The sequence below is a fragment of the Azospirillum halopraeferens DSM 3675 genome (genome assembly GCF_000429625.1).
GTDB classification, from domain to species: Bacteria; Pseudomonadota; Alphaproteobacteria; order Azospirillales; family Azospirillaceae; genus Azospirillum; species Azospirillum halopraeferens.
This window is the reverse complement of record NZ_AUCF01000012.1, coordinates 1-19,141: the sequence shown is the minus strand read 5'-3', so window position 1 is coordinate 19,141 and position 19,141 is coordinate 1. Positions and strand designations below refer to the sequence as shown.

Below are 19,141 nucleotides of genomic sequence, written 5' to 3'. Positions count from 1 at the left end.
CGCCCATGCTCATCCACGTCGTCAACCCCAACACCACCGCGTCGATGACCGCCAAGGCCGCGGCCGCCGCGCGCGCCGCGGCGGCCGCGGGAACGGAGATCCTGGCGGCCAACCCCGCCATGGGGCCGGCCTCCATCGAGGGCTTCTACGACGAGGCGTTCGCCGTCCCCGGACTGCTGGCGGAGATCGCGCGGGCCGACGCGCGGGGGGTGGCTGGCCACGTCATCGCCTGCTTCGACGACACCGGTCTGGACGCCGCCCGCTGCGCCGCCGCCGCGCCGGTCGTCGGCATCGGCGAAGCGGCGTTCCATCTGGCATCCCTGGTCGCCAACCGGTTCTCGGTGGTGACGACGCTGGCCCGCTCGATCCCCGCCATCGAGCACAACCTGATGAAGTACGGCCTGGACCGCCGCTGCGTCCGGGTGCGCGCCGCCGAGGTGCCGGTGCTGGCGCTGGAGGAGCCCGGCTCCGCCGCGCGCGTGCGCATCGACGCGGAGATCGCCCGCGCCCGCGCCGAGGACGGGGCGGAGGCGATCGTGCTGGGCTGCGCCGGCATGGCCGACCTGGCCGGCGCGCTGGCGGCGGAGCACGGGCTGCCCGTGATCGAGGGTGTCGGGGCGGCGGTGAAGCTGATCGAGGCGCTGGGCGCACTGGGCCTGCGCACCTCCACCCTCGGCGGCTACGCCCGCCCGCGTCCCAAGCGCTACGACGGCTTGCTCTCCGGCTTCGCCCCGGCGGGGTGACGGGCGGACGCGGGGGTTCTATCGTCGGGTCGTAGTGTTTAGGATCGTCGCCCTCTGCCATCCCAACGAGGCTTCCGGCCATGCGTCCCGCACCCGATCTGTCGCTGTTTTCGCTGGAGGGCACGGTGGCCCTGGTCACCGGGTCCGGGCGGGGCCTGGGGCTGGAGATCGCACGGGCGATGAACCGGGCCGGCGCGCACGTGCTGCTGAACGGCCGCGACGGCGACCGGCTGCGGGCGGTGGCGGCGGAGCTGGACGGCGGCCCGGCCCCGGTGACGGCGCTGCCCTTCGACGTCGCCGACCGGGCGGCGGTGCGCGACGCCTTTGCCCGCATCGGACGGGAGTTCGGCGGCCTTGACGTGCTGGTGCAGAACGTCGGGCAGCGCAACCGCAAGCCGCTGCTGGAGTTCGCCGATGACGAGATCCTGACGCTGCTGGACGTCGATCTGGCGTCGAGCCTGGTGCTGGCGCGCGAGGCGGCGCGGCTGATGCTGCCGCGCGGGCGGGGGCGGCTGATCGCCGTCACCTCAGTCGCCGGGCAGATCGCCAAGGCCGGCGATTGCGTGTACACCGCGGCCAAGGCCGGCCTGTCCGGCATGGTGCGGGCTCTGGCGGCGGAGTATGGCCCGCACGGCCTGACCAGCAACGCCGTCGCCCCCGGCTTCTTCGCCACCGAAACCAACGCCGCCATCGCCGCCGACCCGGTGGCCGGCGCCTATTTCTCCGGCCGCACGCCCATGGGGCGCTGGGGCCGGCCGGAGGAGATCGCCGGGGCCGCGGTGTTCCTGGCGTCGTCGGCCGCCTCCTACGTCAACGGCCATGTGCTGGTGGTCGACGGTGGCGCCACGATCCTCATGTAACGGGCGATCATCGGGCCGCTTTCCTGTTTGACCGTCGAGAGACGGTCCAACGAGGAGCCTGCCATGTCCATGCGCGACGATCTTCCCTCCGGCGCCGGCCGGCTGGCGGAGTCCTTTCCCGCGGTGTGGGACGCCTACGCCGGTCTGGGCGGCGCCTGCGCCGAAGCCGGGCCGCTGGACCCGCGCACCCGCCGCCTGGTCAAGCTGGCGCTGGCCATCGGCGTATCATCGGAAGGGGCGGTCCATTCCCACGTGCGCCGCGCCCTGGACGAGGGAGTGGGCGCCGACGAATTGCGGCACGTCGCCCTGCTGGCCATTCCCACCGCCGGCCTGCCCACGGCCGTGAAGGCGCTGACCTGGATGGAGGACATCCTCGGCGGCGGGCGCCGTCCGCCCGGTTCGGCCGGGGAGTGACGGGCCCGCGGCCGCCTTGCGCGCGCGTTCCCCTCCACCGTCAGGGCGGTGCCGACTCCGGCATGAGAATGATGCCGTCGGCCCGCCCCGACAGATCAATGCAGGGCATTGATCTGTCGTGTTTCACGGCCGAAAACCAATGGAACGGATCTTTTCCCGGCCGTATCACACGAGGGACGCCGTCCACGCCGTGCCGCCCTGCGCGGCGGACGGCGCGCCGCCCGTCGCCTCGGCCCGCCCGACGATCTCGCCTTTGAGATTGATGAAGTGCTTTGCCGTACGGGCGAGCTGGTTCGGGGTCAGGCCGTTCGCCTCCAGCTCCTCCCACATCATCTTCATCTCGTGGGGTGGCCGTCCGAGGTAGGAATCCATGATGCGATCGATCAGCTTCAACTGGTCGGCCGGAACATAAGGCATATAGCCGCGGTCGTTGACGGGCAAGGCCAACTGGAACGCCGGCGGATCGGTGGTCCGGCTTTGCACGACCTTCTCCCGCTCGCGCCTGTAGGTGGCCAGGTCCTTCTCCATGCGGGCGATCTCGTTGGCATCGTGGCGGTCGGCCGATGCGGACGGCGGGGTTCCGGCCGCCGTTGCGCCGATGTCGGACATCACACCGGCGAATCCTGCGGAATCCTCGGGCCGGTTCGCGGCCGGCCCCTCGTCCCGTTTCGGGGCGATCACGGTGCCCATGGGTGTTTGGTTGCCGGGAATGTGCACGGTCTGCCTCCTGCGCCGGTGCGCGGTTGCCGATATCGGACCACGACAGCAAGCGGCGTGCCGGTGTCACGCCGCTCCGGTCTCCGTTGCACATTGCCGCTCTCCGCCCCGAATCCCCGGGCGTCATCACGTGACCCGACCCGGCAGTTTTTGCCCGCAGGCACAAATCGCCGGGGTCCGGTGCTTCCTGTGGCCCGACATTCCGCCGCCGGGAAAGGAATCCGGCAGGGGATCCGCTGAACAACGGCGGTTGGCGCCGTGTGGAGGTGAGTGTCTGCTGCTCGTTGCCTGAGCATCCGCGGAAAACCGATCAACCCATGGCGCAAGGTTGCTGCATTTCCGGACACAAGGCCTTATCTCTGCATCCTGATTTCAACCGACGGACCGCGCCGGGGGATTGCGCGCGGCCCGCCGCTGGTGGAGGGAGGCGATGGCCCTGTCGAGGATCCGGGAATTTTTGCAGATGGAGGCATCGGGCGGCATCATCCTGGTGCTGGCCGCGGTGGTGGCGCTGATCTGGGCGAACTCGCCGGGAGGCGGGCTCTACGTCGCCCTGCTCGACACGCCCGTGGCGGTGCAGGTCGGCGGGCTGCAGATCGCCAAACCCCTGCTGTTGTGGATCAACGACGGGTTGATGGCGGTGTTCTTCCTGCTGGTCGGCCTGGAGATCAAGCGGGAGGTGCTGGAGGGCGAGCTGTCCAGCCTCGGCACCGCGGCCCTGCCCGGCGTGGCGGCGGTGGGCGGCATGGCACTGCCGGCGCTGGTCTACCTGATGTTCACCTGGGGCGACCCGATCGCCACCAACGGCTGGGCCATCCCGGCGGCGACCGACATCGCCTTCGCACTGGGCGTGCTGGCCCTGCTGGGCACCCGCGCCCCGGCGTCGCTCAAGGTGTTCCTGCTGGCCCTGGCGATCATGGACGACCTCGGCGCCATCGTCATCATCGCGCTCTTTTACACCGCCGACCTGTCGGTCACCGCGCTGGGGCTGGCCGGCGTCGGCATCGTCGCGCTGATTGTCATGAATCTCATGGGGGTGACGCGCGTCGCCGCGTACATCCTGGTCGGCGTGTTCCTGTGGGTGTGCGTGCTGAAATCGGGCGTGCACGCCACGCTGGCCGGCGTTGCCACGGCGCTGGCGGTTCCGCTGCGCACGACGGGGCGCCAGGCCGGCCACGAGGCGCCGCTGCACCACCTGGAGCACATGCTGCACCCCTGGGTCGCCTTCGGCATCCTGCCGGTGTTCGCGTTCGCCAACGCCGGCGTGTCGCTGGCCGGGCTGACCTTCGGCTCGCTGTTCGAGCCGGTGCCGCTGGGCATCGCGCTGGGTCTGTTCGTGGGCAAGCAGATCGGCGTCGTCGCCTTCACCTGGGTGGCCATCCGGGCCGGGCTCGGCACCCTGCCGGCGGGCGCCAACTGGGTGCAGTTCTATGGCATGGCCCTGCTGACCGGCGTCGGCTTCACCATGAGTCTGTTCATCGGCGGTCTTGCCTTCACCGGAGACGGGTACAGCGCCGCTGTGCGCATCGGCGTGCTGAGCGGGTCGCTGCTGTCGGCGGTGATCGGCTACCTGGTGCTCTACTTCGCGGCGCAGCCCGCCTCGACCGGGGTCACGCCGACGCGGGTGGCCCGACAGGGCGCCGGCGAGGGGGAGGTGTAGCGGGCCTCTGCACTCCGGCATCCGTGGGTATGGGGCGACCGCACGGCGGTTGCGCGCGCCAAAGGGGTACGCGCATAATCCGCCGGCGTGTCCCGGATGGCACGGGTGGCGGGGGAGGGCGTGCGTGGGCGAGGGGCGGCATCTGGTCATCGCCATCGGCGGGGAGCGCTTCGCCGTCGACGCCCTGCGGGTCACCGCCGTCGCCGACGCGGAGCCCCCGACGCCGTTGCCCGTCGGCGGAGCATCCCCCGCCGGTGTGCGGGTCGAAGGGGTGGGGCGGTTTGCCGGACGGCCGCTGCTTCAGGTGGCGCCGGACGGTGTCGGCCGGCCGGGCGGGCGGTTGCTGGTGTGCGCCGGCCCCGGCGGGCTGGCCGGCATCCGCGTCGACCGGGTGGAGGGGCTGACGGACGGTGATCCGTCGCTTCCCTCCCTCGACCCCGGGCAATGGCTGCCGGGGCTCGGTGCCGGAGCGGCCCCCGGGCCGGCGCCGCCGCCCGCCGGGGATGCCGCAGACGACGGCATTCTCTTCCTGTTTCTGTCCGTCGGCGGCACCACGGTCGCCCTGCCGGCCGGCCGCATCGCCCGCCTGGCCGAGGTGGAACGGACCTTCGACCGGCCGGGGCAGGGCGCCCCGGTCGTGGTGGTGGAGGGGCGCTTGCGCGCCGCCCGCTTCCCCGGGGGCGCGCCGGGGCGGCAGCGGTGGGCGGTGTTGCCCGCCGGGCCCCCCGATGAGCCTGTCCTCCTGATCGACCGCCCGCTCGGGCTTTACCGCGTCCCGCCCGGCGCTCTGTGCCGCACCGCGGGGCCGGACGGCGACCGGCTGTGGTGCCGCGCCCCGGATGGTTCCCTTGTCGAGATCCCGGAGGCCGACGGGATGACCACGGCTGCCGAACCCGCAGCCCCCGACGTCGCCCCGGGGCCGTCCCGCCGCCGGGACGGCCCTGCATCCCGTCCGATGCTGTGCCTGGATTGCGGCCCCCACCGCATCCTTGTGCCGCCCGACCTGGTCCGCGCCATCGCCGATCCGGACGCCCGGGCATCCGTCCTGCCCCGGCGCCGGCGGGGGGAGGCCGGCATTCCGCTGCTGGACCCGGGGAGGCTGACGGGGGAGGGTGCCGGCCGTGGCGCGCGGGTGGTGGTGCTCGGCCCGGCCGGCGGGCCGGGGGCGGGCGTCATCGCCGACGCGGCGGCACTGGTGACCCTTCCCGATGAGGCTTTCCACCCCATCCCCTATGCCCCGGTCTGGCCGGCGGCCCTGTTCGATGCCGTCGCCGCGCTGCCGGGGGGGCCGTGGGCGTTCCGCCTGCGCCCGCACCCGGTCTTTGCAGCACTGCCTGCCGGGCTGCGCCGGCGCATCGCAGGAGCGCTGGCCGGGTGGCTGCCCGGTGCCCCTGCCCCCGAGTCCGACCCCGCCGTTGCCGCCACCCCCGCCCGCGAGTTCGCCTGACCCGCCCCGCCCACCGGTCCCAGCGAGAGTGCCCCATGTTCCGATCCATTCGTGCCAAGCTGCGCCTGACCCTGGCCGCCCTGACGCTGCTCTTCGTCGTCGGGGGGGTCATGACGGTCTATCGCCAGCACATGCTGAACGAACTGCTGCACGAGCTGGACGAACAGGTGATGCCCGCCATCGCCGCCACGAGCGCCGTCAACACCGCAACCAGCGACTACCGCCTGGCCGAGCTGCTGAGCGTCAGCAGCATGAACGCCGCCGAGGTGGAACAGGCGCACCGGGACATGGAACGGCTGCGGACCGAGATCGGTGCGCTGCGCGATCGCTATGAGCCGCTGATCGTCACCGCCGAGGAGCGCGCCCTCTACACCGACTTCCGCCGGCAGTTCAACGAGTACATGCGTCTGAGCGAACGCGCGGCCGTCCACGCCCGTGAGGGCGAGCGGGTGGCGGCCATGGAGGTGCTGCGCGAGGCCGTGCCCCTGTTCAACGGGTTCAGCCATGCGCTCGACCAGCTCGTCGCCCGGAACCAGGAGCGGGGGATCGAACTGGCGGGGGATGCCGACGCGTTGTTGAACGCCAGCCGGATGATCGTGGGCATCGGCGTTTCCGTCGTGGTGCTGTTGTGCCTGCTGGCCATGCGGGCCCTCGACCGGCAGGTGTCGCAGCCACTGGCGGAGCTGTCGGGGGTTGCGCGCTCGCTGGCCGAGGGGCGGCTGGAGGCGCCGTCGGCGTCCCTGTGCGCCCGCCCCGACGAGATCGGCGACGTCGGGCGCGCGGTGGCGGCCGCTGCGGACTCGGTGCGCCGCCTGACCCGCGACCTGTCCGACCTGACCGAATCCGCGGGATCGGGCACCCTGTCAGCGCGCATCGACACGGACGGTCACAAGGGGGACTTCGCCGTCCTGGTGGCCGGGGCCAACGCGCTGGTCACCGCCCTGTCGCGGCCGCTCCACGAGGTGGCGGAGGTGATGCAGCGCGTGGCCTCGGGCGATCTGAAGGGACGCATGGCCGGCGCCTATGAAGGCGAGTTGCGGGCGCTGAAAGCCAACCTCAACCGCAGCCTGGACTCCCTGGTCGGGCTGCTGGGCGAGTTGTCGGCGGTGTCGGCGGAGCTGGCGCGCGGCAACCTCGCCGTCTCCGTTTCCGGCACCTATCAGGGGGAGTTCGCCCTGCTGCGCGGCAACGTCAACCAGGCGGTCGAGCAGCTCCGCGAGATCCTGCTGTCCATGCAGGTCAGCACCCAGCAGGTGGCGGCGGCGGCCACGCAGACTGCCGCGGCCGCCCGCCAGGTGTTCAACGGCGCGAGCACCCAGACCGCCACCCTGGCCGAGGTGGTCACCGCCATCGCCCAGGCGGCGGCGGCGGCCGAGGCGGCATCGGACAACGCCGAACGCGGCAGCGCCGTCGCCCGCGCCGCCGCGGACCTGGCGCAGGCCGGCCAGGACGAGCTGGTGCGGCTGGTGGGCATGGTGGAGCGGGTGGCCGCCGCCCAGGACCGGATCGAGCAGGCGATCACCCGCATCGCCCGCATCGCCGACAAGACCCACGTGCTGGCACTGAACGCCGGCATCGAGGCGGCCCGCGCCGCCGGGGAGGGGGCCGGCTTTGCCATCGTCGCCCGCGAGATCGGCCGGCTGGCCGAGGATGCCGCCCAGGCGACGCAGGCCATCGAATCGATCATCGGCGACGCCGCCCTGGTGATCCGCGACGGTGTCGGCGTCGCTGCCGGCACCCGCGCCACCATGGACCGGCTGGCCTCGGCGGCGGGCGAAAGCGGATCGGCGGTGCAGGCCATCGCCCGGGTGATGGTGCAGCAGTCCACCGCGGTGCAGCAACTGGCCGACCAGGCCGACAGCCTGAAGGCCGGCAGCCGTGACAACGTCGCCGCGGCCGAGCAGATCACCGCGACCATGGAGGAGCTGGCGCGCATGGTGCACGCGACCAAGTCGCAGATCGACCGCTTCAGGCTGGCCTGACGCATGGCCCCGCCCCCCGATTCCGGTCCCCCGCCGGCCCCGGACGGCCGGCCGCCCGCCGGCCGCCTGCGCGTCTGGGCCGGCAAGCTGCTGGTGCCGCTGCTGGTCAGTGCGGTGCTGACGTCGATCGTCTATCTCGGCGGCGACGCCTATCAGGTCATCGGGTTGCAGGCGCTGGAAACCACCGGGCAGACGGTGGGTGTGGCGCTGAGCATCGCGGTGATCGTCTCGCTGGCGGTGCTGGTGCAGCGGGTGCTGCAATACCTGGTGCTGGAGGGGCTGGTCGCCCCGGCGCTCGGCACGCCGGTGCCCAAGCTGCTGGTCCAGCTATCCGGCCTGGTGGTCACCATCGTCGCGGTGGCGGCCATCGCCGGCTTCGTCTTCAACCAGGACCTCACGGCCCTGTGGGCGGCATCGGGCATCGCAGGCGTCGTCTTCGGCATGGCGCTGCGCGAGCTGATCCTCGACATCTTCAGCGGCCTCGCCCTCAACCTGGACCGGCCCATCCGCATCGGTGACCGCATCCAGGTCAGCCGCACCGGCGAGCCGACGATCACCGGCCGCGTGCTGGAGACGAGCTGGCGCAGCACCCGCATGCATCTGGAGAACGACACCGTCGCCATCGTTCCCAACAGCCGCATGGCCAGCGGCACCATCATCAACCTGTCGCTGCCCGACCCGGTGATGGAATACGCCCTGACCGTCACCGTGGACGCCGACGTGGACCCCGACCGGGTGATGCGGGTGCTGGAGGCGGCGGCGCTGGAGGCGGCGGCCGGCTACGCGCTGCCCAAGGCGCCGCCCCCCTACGTGCGCCTGCGGGCGATCGGGCCGGACGGGGTCGAGTACGGCCTGTTCATCAACCCGACGGCGGAGGTCCGCTACCGCGCCCGCAGCGAGACCTACCGCGCCGTCCTGAAGCACATGGCGCGGGCCGGCATCCGCCCCTCCTGGCCCAAGCGGCTGGAGGCGCCGGCCGAGCGCCCGCCGGTGCCGCTGGACGGGCCGACGCCGGCGCAGATGGCCCTGCTGCTGGGCGCGGTCCCCCTGTTCGTCGACCTCACGGAGGAGGAGCGGCTGATGCTCGCCGGCCACGGCCGGCTGCGCCGGCTGCCGGCGGAGACGACCCTGGTCCAGGCGGGGGAGGCGGCATCCTCCATGCTGCTGCTGGTCGAGGGGCTGCTGGTCGCCACCACGGTGCGCGGTATCGGCGGCATGGGCGGCAGCAGCGGGCGGGCGGCGGCGGGTATGGTGCCGCTGGCGCCCGGCACCCTGGTCGGCGCCGACGCGCTGCTGACGGGGGGCAGCCACGGCCGCACGGTGCGCACGCGCACGTCCGCCCTGCTGTGCGAGTTCGGCCACGACGCGCTGGGCGCCCTGGTGGCCCACCGGCCCGGCATCGCCGAGCGGCTGAGCCGCCGCATCGCCGAGCAGATGGTCGCCGACCGCCAGTCCGGCGGCGGACGCGCGGCGGGAACGGCGGCGGTGCATGACCTGGCCGAGGACGTGCTGGGCAACCTGCGCCGCCTGTTCGGCGACCGCGCCCTGCATTGAGCCGTGTCCGGGTTCGGCGCGATGTGGAAGGGTTTCCGCATAACGGAAAGATCAGTGGGATCGTTTGTCCGTCATACCACCGACGGGTAGGGTTTCGTTCACGTCCGGTGCGTCCTCATCGGAGCGTTTTTCCCTGCACTTGAAGGCCCGCCCCCTCCGGGGCGGGCCTTTCTTTATGGCGTGACGACCCGCTCCAGCGGCACGGCATGGGGGGCCGCCGGCCCGTTGCGGTGCGCCTGCCAGGCGCCGGCCAGCAGCGCGGCGCCGGTGGCGCGGGACGGATCGGGGTCGGCGCGGGCGGCGGCCAGGCGGGTCAGCACCGTGTTCCAGAACCGGTGGCCCGGTGCCGCCGCCAGGAAGGACGGATCGGGGAGCGGCGGGCCGCCGGGGGTGGCGGGGATCACCCCGGCGACGGCGGTGTGGCCGGCCAGCACGGGGGCGAGGGGGCCGCGGCATTCCGGACCGGAGCCGGCGAAGACGCCGCCGCAGTGGCGCAGCACGATGTGGCGCGCTGCGGCGACCCGGCACTCCGGCCGGCCGTAGCCGTCGAGGATCGGCAGGAACCACGGTTCGCGGGCGGCCACGAAGGCACGCAGATCCTCCGGCCTCCACAGGCGATGCTCCCACCCCGGGTTGTGGTGGCGCCAGCTCTCCCGGCCGGGGGCCATCTGGTGGATCAGCCGGGGGATGGTGTCGGTGTCGGCCACCGGCAGCCGCGCGGCGAGATCGCGGGCGTAGGCGGCCAGCCCCGCGCGCAGGGTGTCGCGGTCCGCTTCCTCGTGCGAGGGACGGTCGACGCGCAGGCGGCCGCTGACGACGCGGCTGCGGTCGAGAAAGCGGTCGAAATGATTGCCGGGGGTGACACGGTATTGCAGGTAGGCGCCCGAAATCCGCAGGACCGGCCCGAACCAGGTGTGCAGGGCGCTGCGCCAGGCGATGTCCTCGCCCCCCAGCCGGGTGCGGAAGCGGGGCGATTCGGGAAAGCCGCCGATTGCCGCCGCCACCGTGCGGCGGACCACCACGTTGCCGGGCGCCGACTCCTCGGCCGCCCGCACCTGCAACGGATGGACGGGGCGGGCACAGCCGACCGGCTCGATGGCGCAGCTCACCGCCGCCAGGGCCGGGTTGGCCTCCAGCAGGCCGGTGGCAGCGGCCAGCCAGCCCGGGGCGTGGCGGTCGTCGGCGTCGAGGAAGGCGACATAGGCGCCGCGCGCCGCGGCCAGGCCCGCGTTGCGCGCCGCCGCGGCGCCGCCGTTGCCGGGCCGGCGCAGCAGGCGCACCGCCGGATCGGTCGCCGCCAGCCGCTCCGCCACCGCGGCGGAGCCGTCGGTCGAGGCGTCATCGACGACCAGAACCTCGACCGCGACCGCCCCGACCCGCTGGGCGAGCGCCGACGCCACGGCATCGGCCAGGGTCGGCGCCGCGTTGAAGCAGGGGATGATGACGGTGGTCAGAGGCATGACGGTGGCCGGCGTGATGGCGCCCCGTCCTACACCCCCCGGCGGTGCGGCGGCAAGGCGGGCGGGCGTTGCGTTCGCCGGCGGGTGGGTCCACGATCGCCCGGACCTGCCCGATGCCCGGCCGAAGAGCGGAGCCGCCGTGCCCACCATCGTTCCCGTCGACGATCCCGACGACCCCCGCATCGCCGCCTACCGGTGCGTGCGCGAACGCGACCTGGTGGGGCGCGACGGGCTGTTCATGGCGGAGGGCGCGGTGGTGCTGCACCATCTGCTCACCTCCCCCCGGCACCGGCCGGTGTCGCTGCTGCTGGCGGAGAACCGCGTGGCGCCCCTGGCGGACGCGCTGGAGGGGCTGCCCGACTCGGTTCCGGTCTATTGCGCGGCGCAACCCGTGCTCGACGCGGTGGTGGGATTCCCGCTGCACCGGGGCATTCTGGCGCTGGGCCGTCCGCCGCCGGCGCCCGACGCCGACGCCCTGCTGGCCGCTGCCGGCCCGCGGGCCCTGGTGGCGGTGCTGCTGGGGATCGGCAACCACGACAACATGGGCGGCATCTTCCGCAACGCAGCCGCCTTCGGCCTCGACGCGGTGCTGTTGGACGCGGGCTGCTGCGACCCGCTCTACCGCAAGGCCATCCGCGTCTCGGTGGGGGCGACGCTGCGGGTTCCCTACGCCCGGCTGGGGCGGGAGGCGGACCCCGTCGCGGTGCTGGAGCGCCACGGCTTCACCGCGGTGGCGCTCAGCCCGACCGGCGGCACGGACCTGGCCGGGCTGCGCCGGGCGCCGCGCATGGCCGCCCTGTTCGGGGCCGAGGGGCCGGGCCTGCCGGCGGCGGTGCTGGGCCGGCTGGCCGGCGTGCGCATTCCCATGGCGGCCGGCTTTGACTCCCTCAACGTCGCCACCACCAGCGGGATCGTGCTGCACCACCTTGCCTGGGTGGCGGAGACCGTCGATTTAGCGGATTGATCGTGTTGAACGTTGAGGGTTGTGCATCGCAAAATTGGGGTTTGCCAAGAGCAGCCGAACTGCCGCATAGTCGTGTGTGCAAGTGGTCACACCATTTACAGGCCCGGCGGAGGCCGGCGGAACACCGACGGGGGCGGGGCGTGGACAATATGGGGTATCGCGCGGAGGGCCGACTGGCGCGGCCGGATTCGTTGTGGGAGGCCACGGCGCCGCCGTCCCCGGACCTGCCGACGCTTGCCGATGCGGTCGAAGCCGACGCGGTGGTGATCGGCGGCGGTTTCACGGGACTGTCGACGGCGCTGCATCTGGCAGAGTCGGGCCGGACCGTGGTGGTGGTCGAGGCGTCGGTGCTCGGCCGGGGCGCTTCCGGGCGCAACAACGGCCAGGTGATTCCGACCCTGTCCCGCCCCGACCCCGACGACCTGGTGGCCCGCTTCGGTCCGGATGCCGGGGAACGGTTCGTGGCGCTGATCCGCGACAGCGCCGCCTATCTCTTTGATCTGGTGCGGCGCCACGGCATCGCGTGCGACGCGGAACAGACCGGGTGGGTGCAACCGGCCCACAGCCCCGGCCGGATGCGCATCGCGGAGCGCCGGGTCGCTCAATGGGGCCGCCGCGGCGCTCCGGTGGAGTTGCTGGATCGGGCGGCCATGGCGGCGCTGCTCGGCTCCGATGCCTGGTATGGCGGGTGGATCAACCGCACGGGCGGGCACATCAACCCGCTCGCCCTGGTGCGCGGCCTGGCCGCGGCGGCGGTGGCAGCGGGGGCCCGGGTGTATGTGGAAAGCCCGGCCCTGTCGGTGGAGCGGCGGAACGATGCCTGGCACGTGCGTACGCCCGGCGGGACGGTGCGCGCGGGCGCCCTCGTTCTGGCGACCAACGCGTACACCACCGGCATCTTTCCCGAGGTGCGCCGCGAGGTCGTGCCGGTGCTGTCGTGGCAGATGGCCACCGCGCCGCTGGACGAGACCGTGCGCCGGACCGTCCTTCCGGGTCGCCACGCCATGTCGGACACCCACGGCGACCTGCGCTTCATGCGCCCCACCGCCGACGGCCGGCTGGTCACCGGCGGTGCGCTGCTGGTGCCGCTGAACGGCCACCAGCGGCTGAAGGGCATCGTCGGAGAGCGGCTGGGTGGGCTTTTCCCGGTTCTGCGCGGCGTGCGTTTCGATCATGTTTGGAACGGCTACATCGGTATGACCACCGACTACACGCCGCGCGTCCACCGCCCGGGGCCGGACGCCTATGCCTGGGCCGGCTGCAACGGCCGCGGAGTGGCCCTGTCCGTGTCCATGGGGCGTGAGCTGGCCGCCGCCGCGGCCGGAAAGGACGTGCGAGACCTTGCCCTGCCGTTCACCGAGCCGCGACCGCTGCCCTTCCATGGGCTGCTGCGCCGCATCGGTCCCCTGAAACTGCTGGTCTACCGGTGGCGCGACCGCCGGGAGATCGCCTGACCGTCCTGCGACCGGAGAACGACCATGTCCGATACACCCGCCAACCCGGAGCCCGACCACGCCACGCTGTTGCGCAACGCGTACGCCATGCGCGCGGCCGCGTACGCCCATATGTTCGATGTGCTGCGCGAACGTTTCGGCGAGGCGATCGCCCTGGAGGTCGGCGCCGAGTCGACCCGCCGTCTGGGCGAGAGCATGGGGGTGAAGTTCCGGGGGTTCGGCCCCGCCGACCTGACCGGTCTGTGTGCGGCCTTTCTGGACGGCATTCCCAACCGCGATGCGATGTTCGCGCCGGAGATCCTGCGCTGCGACGGGGAGCGGCTGGAAATCCAGTTCCATCGCTGTCCCCTGAAAGAAGCCTGGGAGGCGCAGGGGCGCAGCCCGGAGGACGTGGCGCTGCTGTGCCGCATGGCCGGGGCGATCGACGGTGGTCTGTTCGAAACGGCCGGCTTCACCTTCAAGGGCACGACCTGGACGCCCGGCCGGGAGGGTTGCTGCCGCCTGGTGGTCGAACCCGGCCCCGCCCAAAGCTGACATCCCTGAACGACGATACGGAGACACGACGATGAGGATGCGCACGTTCGCCCTCGCCACCATCGCGGCCTTCGCCGCGGCCAATCTCGCCGTGCCGGCGCTCGCCCGCGATACGGTCACCTTCGGCTACCAACTGCCGCTGACCGGTGACACCGCCCAGTACGGCCAGGACTTCCGCAAGGCCGCGGAGATCGCACTGGAGGAGTTCAACAAGGGCGACAAACCCTTCACCGTCTCGATCGTGTTCGAGGACAGCCGCTCCGACGCCAAGGAGGGGGTGAACATCGCCCGCAAGTTCGTCGACGACCGCCGCATCGTCGGCGTGCTCGGTGACTTCACGTCCACCGTGTCCATGGCCGCCGCCCAGGTCTACAAGAACGAGGGCATGCCGCAGCTCTCCCAGACGGCGTCGCATCCCGACTACACCAAGATCTCCGAGTGGCAGTTCCGCAACATCGCGACGCAGGCGCAGGAAAGCCCCTTCAATGCGGCTTGGATGGCCGGCAGCGGCATCAAGACGGTGGCGGTGATCGCCGAGCAGACCGACTGGGGCCAATCGGTGGTCAACACCTTCGCCGCCGCCGCCAGGGAAAAGGGGCTGAACATCATCTTTCAGGAAAACTTCAATCGCGGCCTTAAGGATTTCCGGTCTGTGATCAGCAAGATCCAGCGGGCGAATCCGGACGCGATCTATACGGGGTTTTTCTATGAGGATGGCGCCCAGTTCCTGAAGCAGGTGCACCAGATGGGCATACGCACCCCGGTCTACTCCACCTCGGCGGCTTACAGCCCGAAGCTGCTGGAACTGGCGGGTGAAGCGGCCAACGGTCTGCGCCTCACCTCCAACTTCCTCCCCAACAGCCCCGACCCGGACGTCCGGCACTTCGTCGAGGAGTGGAAGGCCCGCTCCAACGGCGCCGAGCCGGGCCAGTTCCCGGCCCAGGCCTACGATGCCGTCCGCATCATGATCGCCGCCGCCGAGCGGGCCCACCCGGACGTCACCCGCCGGTCGTTGCGCGACGAACTGGCCAAAACCACCGATTTCCCCGGCGTGACCGGCAAGACGACCTTCGACGCGGACCGTGAGCCGCAGAAGGTGCTGGCGAAGGTCGAGGTGACCGGCGGCCAGTTCGTCCCGGCCGGCGAGTAATGTGTGGTCCCGCCCTCTCCCGCCCGCGGTGGGGGAGGGCGAGCGGCGAGGAATCCATGATCGACCCCTATTACCTGCAGCAATTGGCCATCGGCCTGTCACTGGGCATGACCTATGCGCTGATGGCGATCGGCTTCACGCTGATCTTCGGAGTGCTGAACGTGGTGAACTTCGCCCATGGCGAGGTCTACACCATTGGAGCGTTCGCCGGGCTGGTGGCCATCACCGCGTTCGCGCCGCCGTTCCTGGCGGTGCTGTTCCTGGCGTTGGCGGCGGGTGCCGCGGCCGGCTTCTCGCTGGAACGCATTGCCTTCCGGCCGTTCCGGCGCTTCACCGACGAAGCGTCGCTGAAGTCGCGGGCGATGCGTGAATCCACGCTGCTGTCATCGCTGGCGGTGTCCATCGTGGTGCGCGAGGCGCTGGAGATCGTTTTCGGATCGGAGATGCAACCGCTGCCGTTCGAGTACATGATCAACGCGCCGGTCCAGGCCGGGCCGGTGACGTTGGCCACCGGTGACCTCATCATCTTCGGCGTGGCGGCGGCCATGCTGGCGGGGCTGCAGTACATGCTGAAGCGCACCCGCATAGGGCTGTCGATCCGCGCGGTGTCCAACAACCCGCTGGGCGCCCGGTACGTGGGGATCAACACCGACCGCACCATCGTCATGACCTTCGTGGTCGGCTCGACCATGGGGGCGGCGGCGGGCATCCTGGTGGGGCTCTACTACGGCGCCATCTTTCCGGCCATGGGCTTCATCCCCGGGGTCAAGGCGTTCGTCGCCATGGTCATGGGCGGCCTGTCGTCGATCCCCGGAGCGGTCATTTCCGCGCTCATCCTGGGCGTCTCCGAGAGCATGGCGACCACCTTCCTGGCGTCGGGCTGGGCCGACATGGTGGCCTATGGCTTCCTCATCCTGACGCTTGTCTTCTTCCCCAGCGGACTGTTCGGAGCCGGACGTGAGCGGGTTTGACGCAAGGATGCGCCCCCTGGCGGTGCGTGCCGGGCTGGCGCTGCTGCTGTTCGCCGTGCTGCCGGCGGTCCTGGCGGGGTTCGATCGCAGCTATTACTATCAGGTCGCCAATCTGGCCCTGATCTTCGTGCTGCTGGCGGCGTCGCTGCAGCTCGTGACCGGCGTGGCGGGGCTGCTGCACCTGGGGCATGCCGCCTTCTACGGGGTCGGCGCCTACGCCGCAGCGCTGCTGTCGACGGAACTGGGGCTGGGGTTCACCGTCACGCTGCCCCTGGCGGGGCTGATTGCCGCGGTGATCGCTCTGCTGGTGGCGTTGCCCACCATGCGGTTGGTGAGCATCTATTTCGCCGTGGCGACGCTGGCGATCGGCCAGATGCTGTACCTGGTCATGCTCAACTGGGTTGGCTTGACCAAGGGGCCCAACGGCATCGTCCTGACCCGCGGGCTGGAGCTGTTCGGGTTCGACCTGTCCGGGCGGCTCGCCACCTACTACACGGTGGCGGGGGTGGTGGCGCTGTCGCTGGTGGCGCTGGGGCGGCTCAGCCACTCCTACTATGGCAACGCCCTGCGATCCATCCGGGAGGATGATCAGTGCGCCGACGCCATGGGGGTGCGCACGGCGCGGCTGAAGATGGAGGTGTTCACCCTTTCCGCCTTCTTCGCGGGGGTGGCCGGGGCCCTGTGGGCGCACATGACCGGCTACATCTCGCCGGGCGACTTCGACTTCGGCGAGTCGATCCTGATCCTCGCCATGATCGTGGTGGGGGGGCTGGGCAGCCTGCCGGGGGCGGCGATCGGGGCGCTGGTGCTGATCCTGCTGCCGGAGGTGCTGCGCGACCTCGGCGATTTCCGCAACATCATGGTGGGGCTGGTGATGTTCGGCTGCATCCTGTTCCTGCCCAAGGGGCTGATGGGTGAGGTGTCGGCGCTGCGCCTGGCCCGCCAGCAGTTCGGGGCGGCGTGGCGGCGGACCGGCAACGGTGTGGGGATCGGCTGGCGATGAACGGTACGCACCTTCTCGAGATCGCGGGCGCATCCCGGCGCTTCGGCGGCGTGCTCGCCGTCGACCGGGTGGACGCCCATGTGGATGAGGGCGAACTGGTGGGGCTGATCGGTCCCAACGGCGCCGGCAAGACAACCCTGTTCAACCTGATCTCCGGCTTCACGCCGCCGTCGGCGGGGACGATCCGCTTTCGCGGCCGGACGATCAACGGCCTGCGCCCGAACCAGGTGGCCCGGCTGGGCATGGGACGCACCTTCCAGAACCTGCGCATCTTCCCCAACATGTCGGTGTTCGACAACGTGTCGGTGGGGGCGGTGGGGACGCTGCCACAGGGGCCCTTCGGCGCGCTGTTCGGCGGCCGGGACCGGGCGCGGCGGATCAGCGAGCGCACCTGGGCGGCGCTGGAGACGGCCGGGCTGACGGGTGTGGCCGACGAACTGGCGGCGAATCTTTCCTACGGGCGCCGCAAGTACCTGGAGATTGCGCGGGCTCTTGCCATGGAACCGGCCTTCCTGATCCTGGACGAGCCGGCGGCCGGTCTCAACGACACCGAGACCGCCGATCTGGCCGCCTTCATCCGCCGCCTGCACGCGGGCGGCCTCACCATCATGCTGGTGGAGCACGACATGACCCTGGTCATGGGAATCTGCCAGCGCGTGGTGGTGCTGGCCTCGGGGCGCAAGATCGCCGACGCGCCGCCCGACGCGGTGCGTCGCGATCCCGGGGTGCTGGAAGCCTATCTGGGGGGTGACGAGGAATGAGCCTGCTGAGCATCCGTGACCTGTGCGTCGCCATGGGGCCTCAGGAGATCCTGCGCGGCGTCAGCCTGGACGTGCCGGACGGTTCGATCGTTGCCGTGCTCGGTTCCAACGGGGTGGGCAAGACGACGCTGATGCGCACCATCTCCGGCATCTACCGCGGCCGGCAGGGATCCATCAGCTTCGCCGGCCAGCCAATCCTCAACCTTCCGGCCCACCGCATCGTGGCGCTCGGCCTGTGCCAGGCTCCGGAGGGGCGGCAGATCTTCTCCAACATGTCGGTGCGGGAGAACCTGGTGCTGGGCGCCGGCGATGCCGGGCCGGGGGAGCTGGATCGAATCTACACCCTCTTCCCCGTGCTGGCGGAGCGGCTGCGGCAGAACGCCGGGTCCCTCTCCGGCGGAGAGCAGCAGATGCTGTGCATCGCCCGCGCGCTGATGCGGCGGCCGAGGCTGCTGCTGCTGGATGAGCCGTCCCTGGGACTGGCACCCAAGCTGGTGGCGCTGATCTTCGACCTGGTCCGGCGCATTCGCGCGGAAGGCGTGTCGATCCTGATCGTCGAGCAGAACGCGCGGGCCGCCCTGCGCATCGCGGACCACGCCGCGGTAATGGAGGACGGCCGGATCGTGCTCGCAGGGAAGGCGGCAGAACTGCGGGACGACCCGCGGATCGCCGAAGCCTACCTCGGCGGGCACGTGCACGGGTAGGTCAGGGGGCGGGGTCAACTCCCCGGGGGCAAGACCATCGGGCCGGCGGGCGCCGCCGGCCTTTTCCGTCACGGGCCCGTCAAAAACCCCTGGACAGGGCCCCCGGGCATCCCATATAAGCCTGCCTCCCCCGCCGGTACCATCGAGCATCGGCAACCGGGGACAGTTTTCTTGAACATGCCGAGCCGGAGCGCTGCCGTCGACCCTGGTTGATCGTAAGCAAGGGCCCTGGTGTGTCCAAGTATTTTCCGAGCACCAATTCGGCCTTTATTGGTTGTCGTGGCGCACCATCCGGAGCTTGATTGAGCGGCCCGGACGGGTAACCGGAAAAAAAGCGAACGGGTGCGAATTTGGTCTTGACCGGGCCGGCGCTCCCGACTAAACATCCGGTCATCGGGCGGCGGTGAGCCGCCGGGCGAACCCTCCGGGGAGCGCCGGGATCTTTGAAAACTGAATACCGTGTTGTGAGAAGGGATGCGCAGGCGGATGGGCACTGTGGTCCGGTTCACGGGAGTGGATTGGATTGTCGGGTCGTTCGCAAGTCGCATCTTGAAGGTAAGTTCAGAATCGAGCTTAGGTTTGAGGTGTGTCGCTTGAGGGCGGCCCCGAACGAGCGGTTGGGTTACGGCCCGGCCGACTTGAACCTGAGAGTTTGATCCTGGCTCAGAACGAACGCTGGCGGCATGCCTAACACATGCAAGTCGAACGAAGGCTTCGGCCTTAGTGGCGCACGGGTGAGTAACACGTGGGAACCTGCCTTTCG

At 71.3% G+C, this 19,141-nt stretch carries 17 protein-coding genes and 1 rRNA gene; 16 read left to right on the top strand and 2 right to left on the bottom strand.

What is annotated here, in order from left to right; translation table 11 throughout:
* The first annotated feature begins 5 nt into the window (after positions 1 to 5).
* The 3 genes from G472_RS0112710 (at position 6) to G472_RS32870 (ending at position 2,017) form a co-directional block, all read left to right on the top strand.
* Positions 6 to 743, top strand: coding sequence for an aspartate/glutamate racemase family protein (locus G472_RS0112710; RefSeq protein ID WP_029008706.1), 738 nt, complete (start codon positions 6 to 8; stop codon positions 741 to 743).
* Positions 744 to 823: 80 nt separating this feature from the next.
* Positions 824 to 1,603 (top strand): SDR family oxidoreductase, encoded by a 780-nt coding sequence (locus G472_RS0112705; protein ID WP_029008705.1) that lies wholly within the window; start codon positions 824 to 826, stop codon positions 1,601 to 1,603.
* Between the two features lie 63 nt (positions 1,604 to 1,666).
* Positions 1,667 to 2,017: a carboxymuconolactone decarboxylase family protein gene (locus G472_RS32870; protein WP_156927104.1), complete on the top strand. Its 351-nt coding sequence runs from the start codon at positions 1,667 to 1,669 to the stop codon at positions 2,015 to 2,017.
* Between the two features lie 165 nt (positions 2,018 to 2,182).
* Here G472_RS32870 and G472_RS0112695 read toward each other — a convergent pair whose 3' ends face one another.
* Complete coding sequence (locus G472_RS0112695; protein WP_156927103.1) at positions 2,183 to 2,626, bottom strand: hypothetical protein; 444 nt, start codon at positions 2,624 to 2,626, stop codon at positions 2,183 to 2,185.
* A gap of 538 nt (positions 2,627 to 3,164) precedes the next feature.
* Here G472_RS0112695 and nhaA point away from each other — a divergent pair.
* From nhaA to G472_RS0112675, 4 genes are all read left to right on the top strand, one after another.
* Complete coding sequence (gene nhaA, locus G472_RS32865) at positions 3,165 to 4,394, top strand: Na+/H+ antiporter NhaA (RefSeq protein ID WP_051340750.1); 1,230 nt, start codon at positions 3,165 to 3,167, stop codon at positions 4,392 to 4,394.
* A gap of 124 nt (positions 4,395 to 4,518) precedes the next feature.
* Complete coding sequence (locus tag G472_RS0112685; RefSeq protein WP_029008703.1) at positions 4,519 to 5,841, top strand: CheW domain-containing protein; 1,323 nt, start codon at positions 4,519 to 4,521, stop codon at positions 5,839 to 5,841.
* A gap of 35 nt (positions 5,842 to 5,876) precedes the next feature.
* Positions 5,877 to 7,823, top strand: a complete 1,947-nt coding sequence (locus G472_RS0112680; protein ID WP_029008702.1) for a HAMP domain-containing methyl-accepting chemotaxis protein — start codon at positions 5,877 to 5,879, stop codon at positions 7,821 to 7,823.
* A gap of 3 nt (positions 7,824 to 7,826) precedes the next feature.
* On the top strand, positions 7,827 to 9,377 hold the full coding sequence (locus G472_RS0112675; protein WP_029008701.1) for a mechanosensitive ion channel family protein: 1,551 nt from the start codon (positions 7,827 to 7,829) through the stop codon (positions 9,375 to 9,377).
* Between the two features lie 173 nt (positions 9,378 to 9,550).
* Here the strand turns inward: G472_RS0112675 and G472_RS37110 are convergent, their stop codons facing one another.
* Positions 9,551 to 10,837, bottom strand: coding sequence for a glycosyltransferase (locus tag G472_RS37110; RefSeq protein WP_051340749.1), 1,287 nt, complete (start codon positions 10,835 to 10,837; stop codon positions 9,551 to 9,553).
* Between the two features lie 139 nt (positions 10,838 to 10,976).
* On the opposite strand from G472_RS37110, the gene G472_RS0112665 reads away from it, so the two are divergent.
* The 9 genes from G472_RS0112665 to G472_RS0112625 form a co-directional block, all read left to right on the top strand.
* Positions 10,977 to 11,801, top strand: coding sequence for a TrmH family RNA methyltransferase (locus G472_RS0112665; RefSeq protein WP_029008700.1), 825 nt, complete (start codon positions 10,977 to 10,979; stop codon positions 11,799 to 11,801).
* Positions 11,802 to 11,950: 149 nt separating this feature from the next.
* On the top strand, positions 11,951 to 13,255 hold the full coding sequence (locus tag G472_RS0112660; protein ID WP_029008699.1) for an NAD(P)/FAD-dependent oxidoreductase: 1,305 nt from the start codon (positions 11,951 to 11,953) through the stop codon (positions 13,253 to 13,255).
* A 24-nt stretch (positions 13,256 to 13,279) separates the two neighbouring features.
* Entirely contained in the window at positions 13,280 to 13,789 is a 510-nt protein-coding gene (locus G472_RS0112655; protein ID WP_035692267.1) for an L-2-amino-thiazoline-4-carboxylic acid hydrolase, read from the top strand.
* 31 nt (positions 13,790 to 13,820) lie between these two features.
* The gene (locus G472_RS0112650) at positions 13,821 to 14,939 is read left to right on the top strand and encodes an ABC transporter substrate-binding protein (protein WP_156927102.1); all 1,119 of its coding nucleotides are present in this window, start codon (positions 13,821 to 13,823) and stop codon (positions 14,937 to 14,939) included.
* 56 nt (positions 14,940 to 14,995) lie between these two features.
* Entirely contained in the window at positions 14,996 to 15,910 is a 915-nt protein-coding gene (locus tag G472_RS0112645; RefSeq protein WP_029008696.1) for a branched-chain amino acid ABC transporter permease, read from the top strand.
* Positions 15,897 to 16,913: a branched-chain amino acid ABC transporter permease gene (locus G472_RS0112640; protein ID WP_245593473.1), complete on the top strand. Its 1,017-nt coding sequence runs from the start codon at positions 15,897 to 15,899 to the stop codon at positions 16,911 to 16,913. Before G472_RS0112645 ends, G472_RS0112640 begins: the two co-directional genes overlap by 14 nt.
* Positions 16,910 to 17,674, top strand: a complete 765-nt coding sequence (locus G472_RS0112635) for an ABC transporter ATP-binding protein (RefSeq protein ID WP_029008694.1) — start codon at positions 16,910 to 16,912, stop codon at positions 17,672 to 17,674. Before G472_RS0112640 ends, G472_RS0112635 begins: the two co-directional genes overlap by 4 nt.
* The gene (locus tag G472_RS0112630; RefSeq protein WP_029008693.1) at positions 17,671 to 18,378 is read left to right on the top strand and encodes an ABC transporter ATP-binding protein; all 708 of its coding nucleotides are present in this window, start codon (positions 17,671 to 17,673) and stop codon (positions 18,376 to 18,378) included. The genes G472_RS0112635 and G472_RS0112630 overlap by 4 nt, the downstream gene beginning before the upstream one ends.
* 640 nt (positions 18,379 to 19,018) lie before the next feature.
* Positions 19,019 to 19,141: ribosomal RNA gene (locus tag G472_RS0112625) — 16S ribosomal RNA — on the top strand; the annotation flags it as partial.

Coding starts and splice junctions, on each gene's coding strand:
- G472_RS0112710 (WP_029008706.1), top strand. CDS start 6: ATGCTCATCCACGTCGTCAACCCCAACACCACCGCGTCGATGACCGCC.
- G472_RS0112705 (WP_029008705.1), top strand. CDS start 824: ATGCGTCCCGCACCCGATCTGTCGCTGTTTTCGCTGGAGGGCACGGTG.
- G472_RS32870 (WP_156927104.1), top strand. CDS start 1,667: ATGTCCATGCGCGACGATCTTCCCTCCGGCGCCGGCCGGCTGGCGGAG.
- G472_RS0112695 (WP_156927103.1), bottom strand. CDS start 2,626: ATGTCCGACATCGGCGCAACGGCGGCCGGAACCCCGCCGTCCGCATCG.
- nhaA (WP_051340750.1), top strand. CDS start 3,165: ATGGCCCTGTCGAGGATCCGGGAATTTTTGCAGATGGAGGCATCGGGC.
- G472_RS0112680 (WP_029008702.1), top strand. CDS start 5,877: ATGTTCCGATCCATTCGTGCCAAGCTGCGCCTGACCCTGGCCGCCCTG.
- G472_RS0112675 (WP_029008701.1), top strand. CDS start 7,827: ATGGCCCCGCCCCCCGATTCCGGTCCCCCGCCGGCCCCGGACGGCCGG.
- G472_RS37110 (WP_051340749.1), bottom strand. CDS start 10,837: ATGCCTCTGACCACCGTCATCATCCCCTGCTTCAACGCGGCGCCGACC.
- G472_RS0112660 (WP_029008699.1), top strand. CDS start 11,951: ATGGGGTATCGCGCGGAGGGCCGACTGGCGCGGCCGGATTCGTTGTGG.
- G472_RS0112655 (WP_035692267.1), top strand. CDS start 13,280: ATGTCCGATACACCCGCCAACCCGGAGCCCGACCACGCCACGCTGTTG.
- G472_RS0112650 (WP_156927102.1), top strand. CDS start 13,821: ATGAGGATGCGCACGTTCGCCCTCGCCACCATCGCGGCCTTCGCCGCG.
- G472_RS0112645 (WP_029008696.1), top strand. CDS start 14,996: ATGATCGACCCCTATTACCTGCAGCAATTGGCCATCGGCCTGTCACTG.
- G472_RS0112635 (WP_029008694.1), top strand. CDS start 16,910: ATGAACGGTACGCACCTTCTCGAGATCGCGGGCGCATCCCGGCGCTTC.
- G472_RS0112630 (WP_029008693.1), top strand. CDS start 17,671: ATGAGCCTGCTGAGCATCCGTGACCTGTGCGTCGCCATGGGGCCTCAG.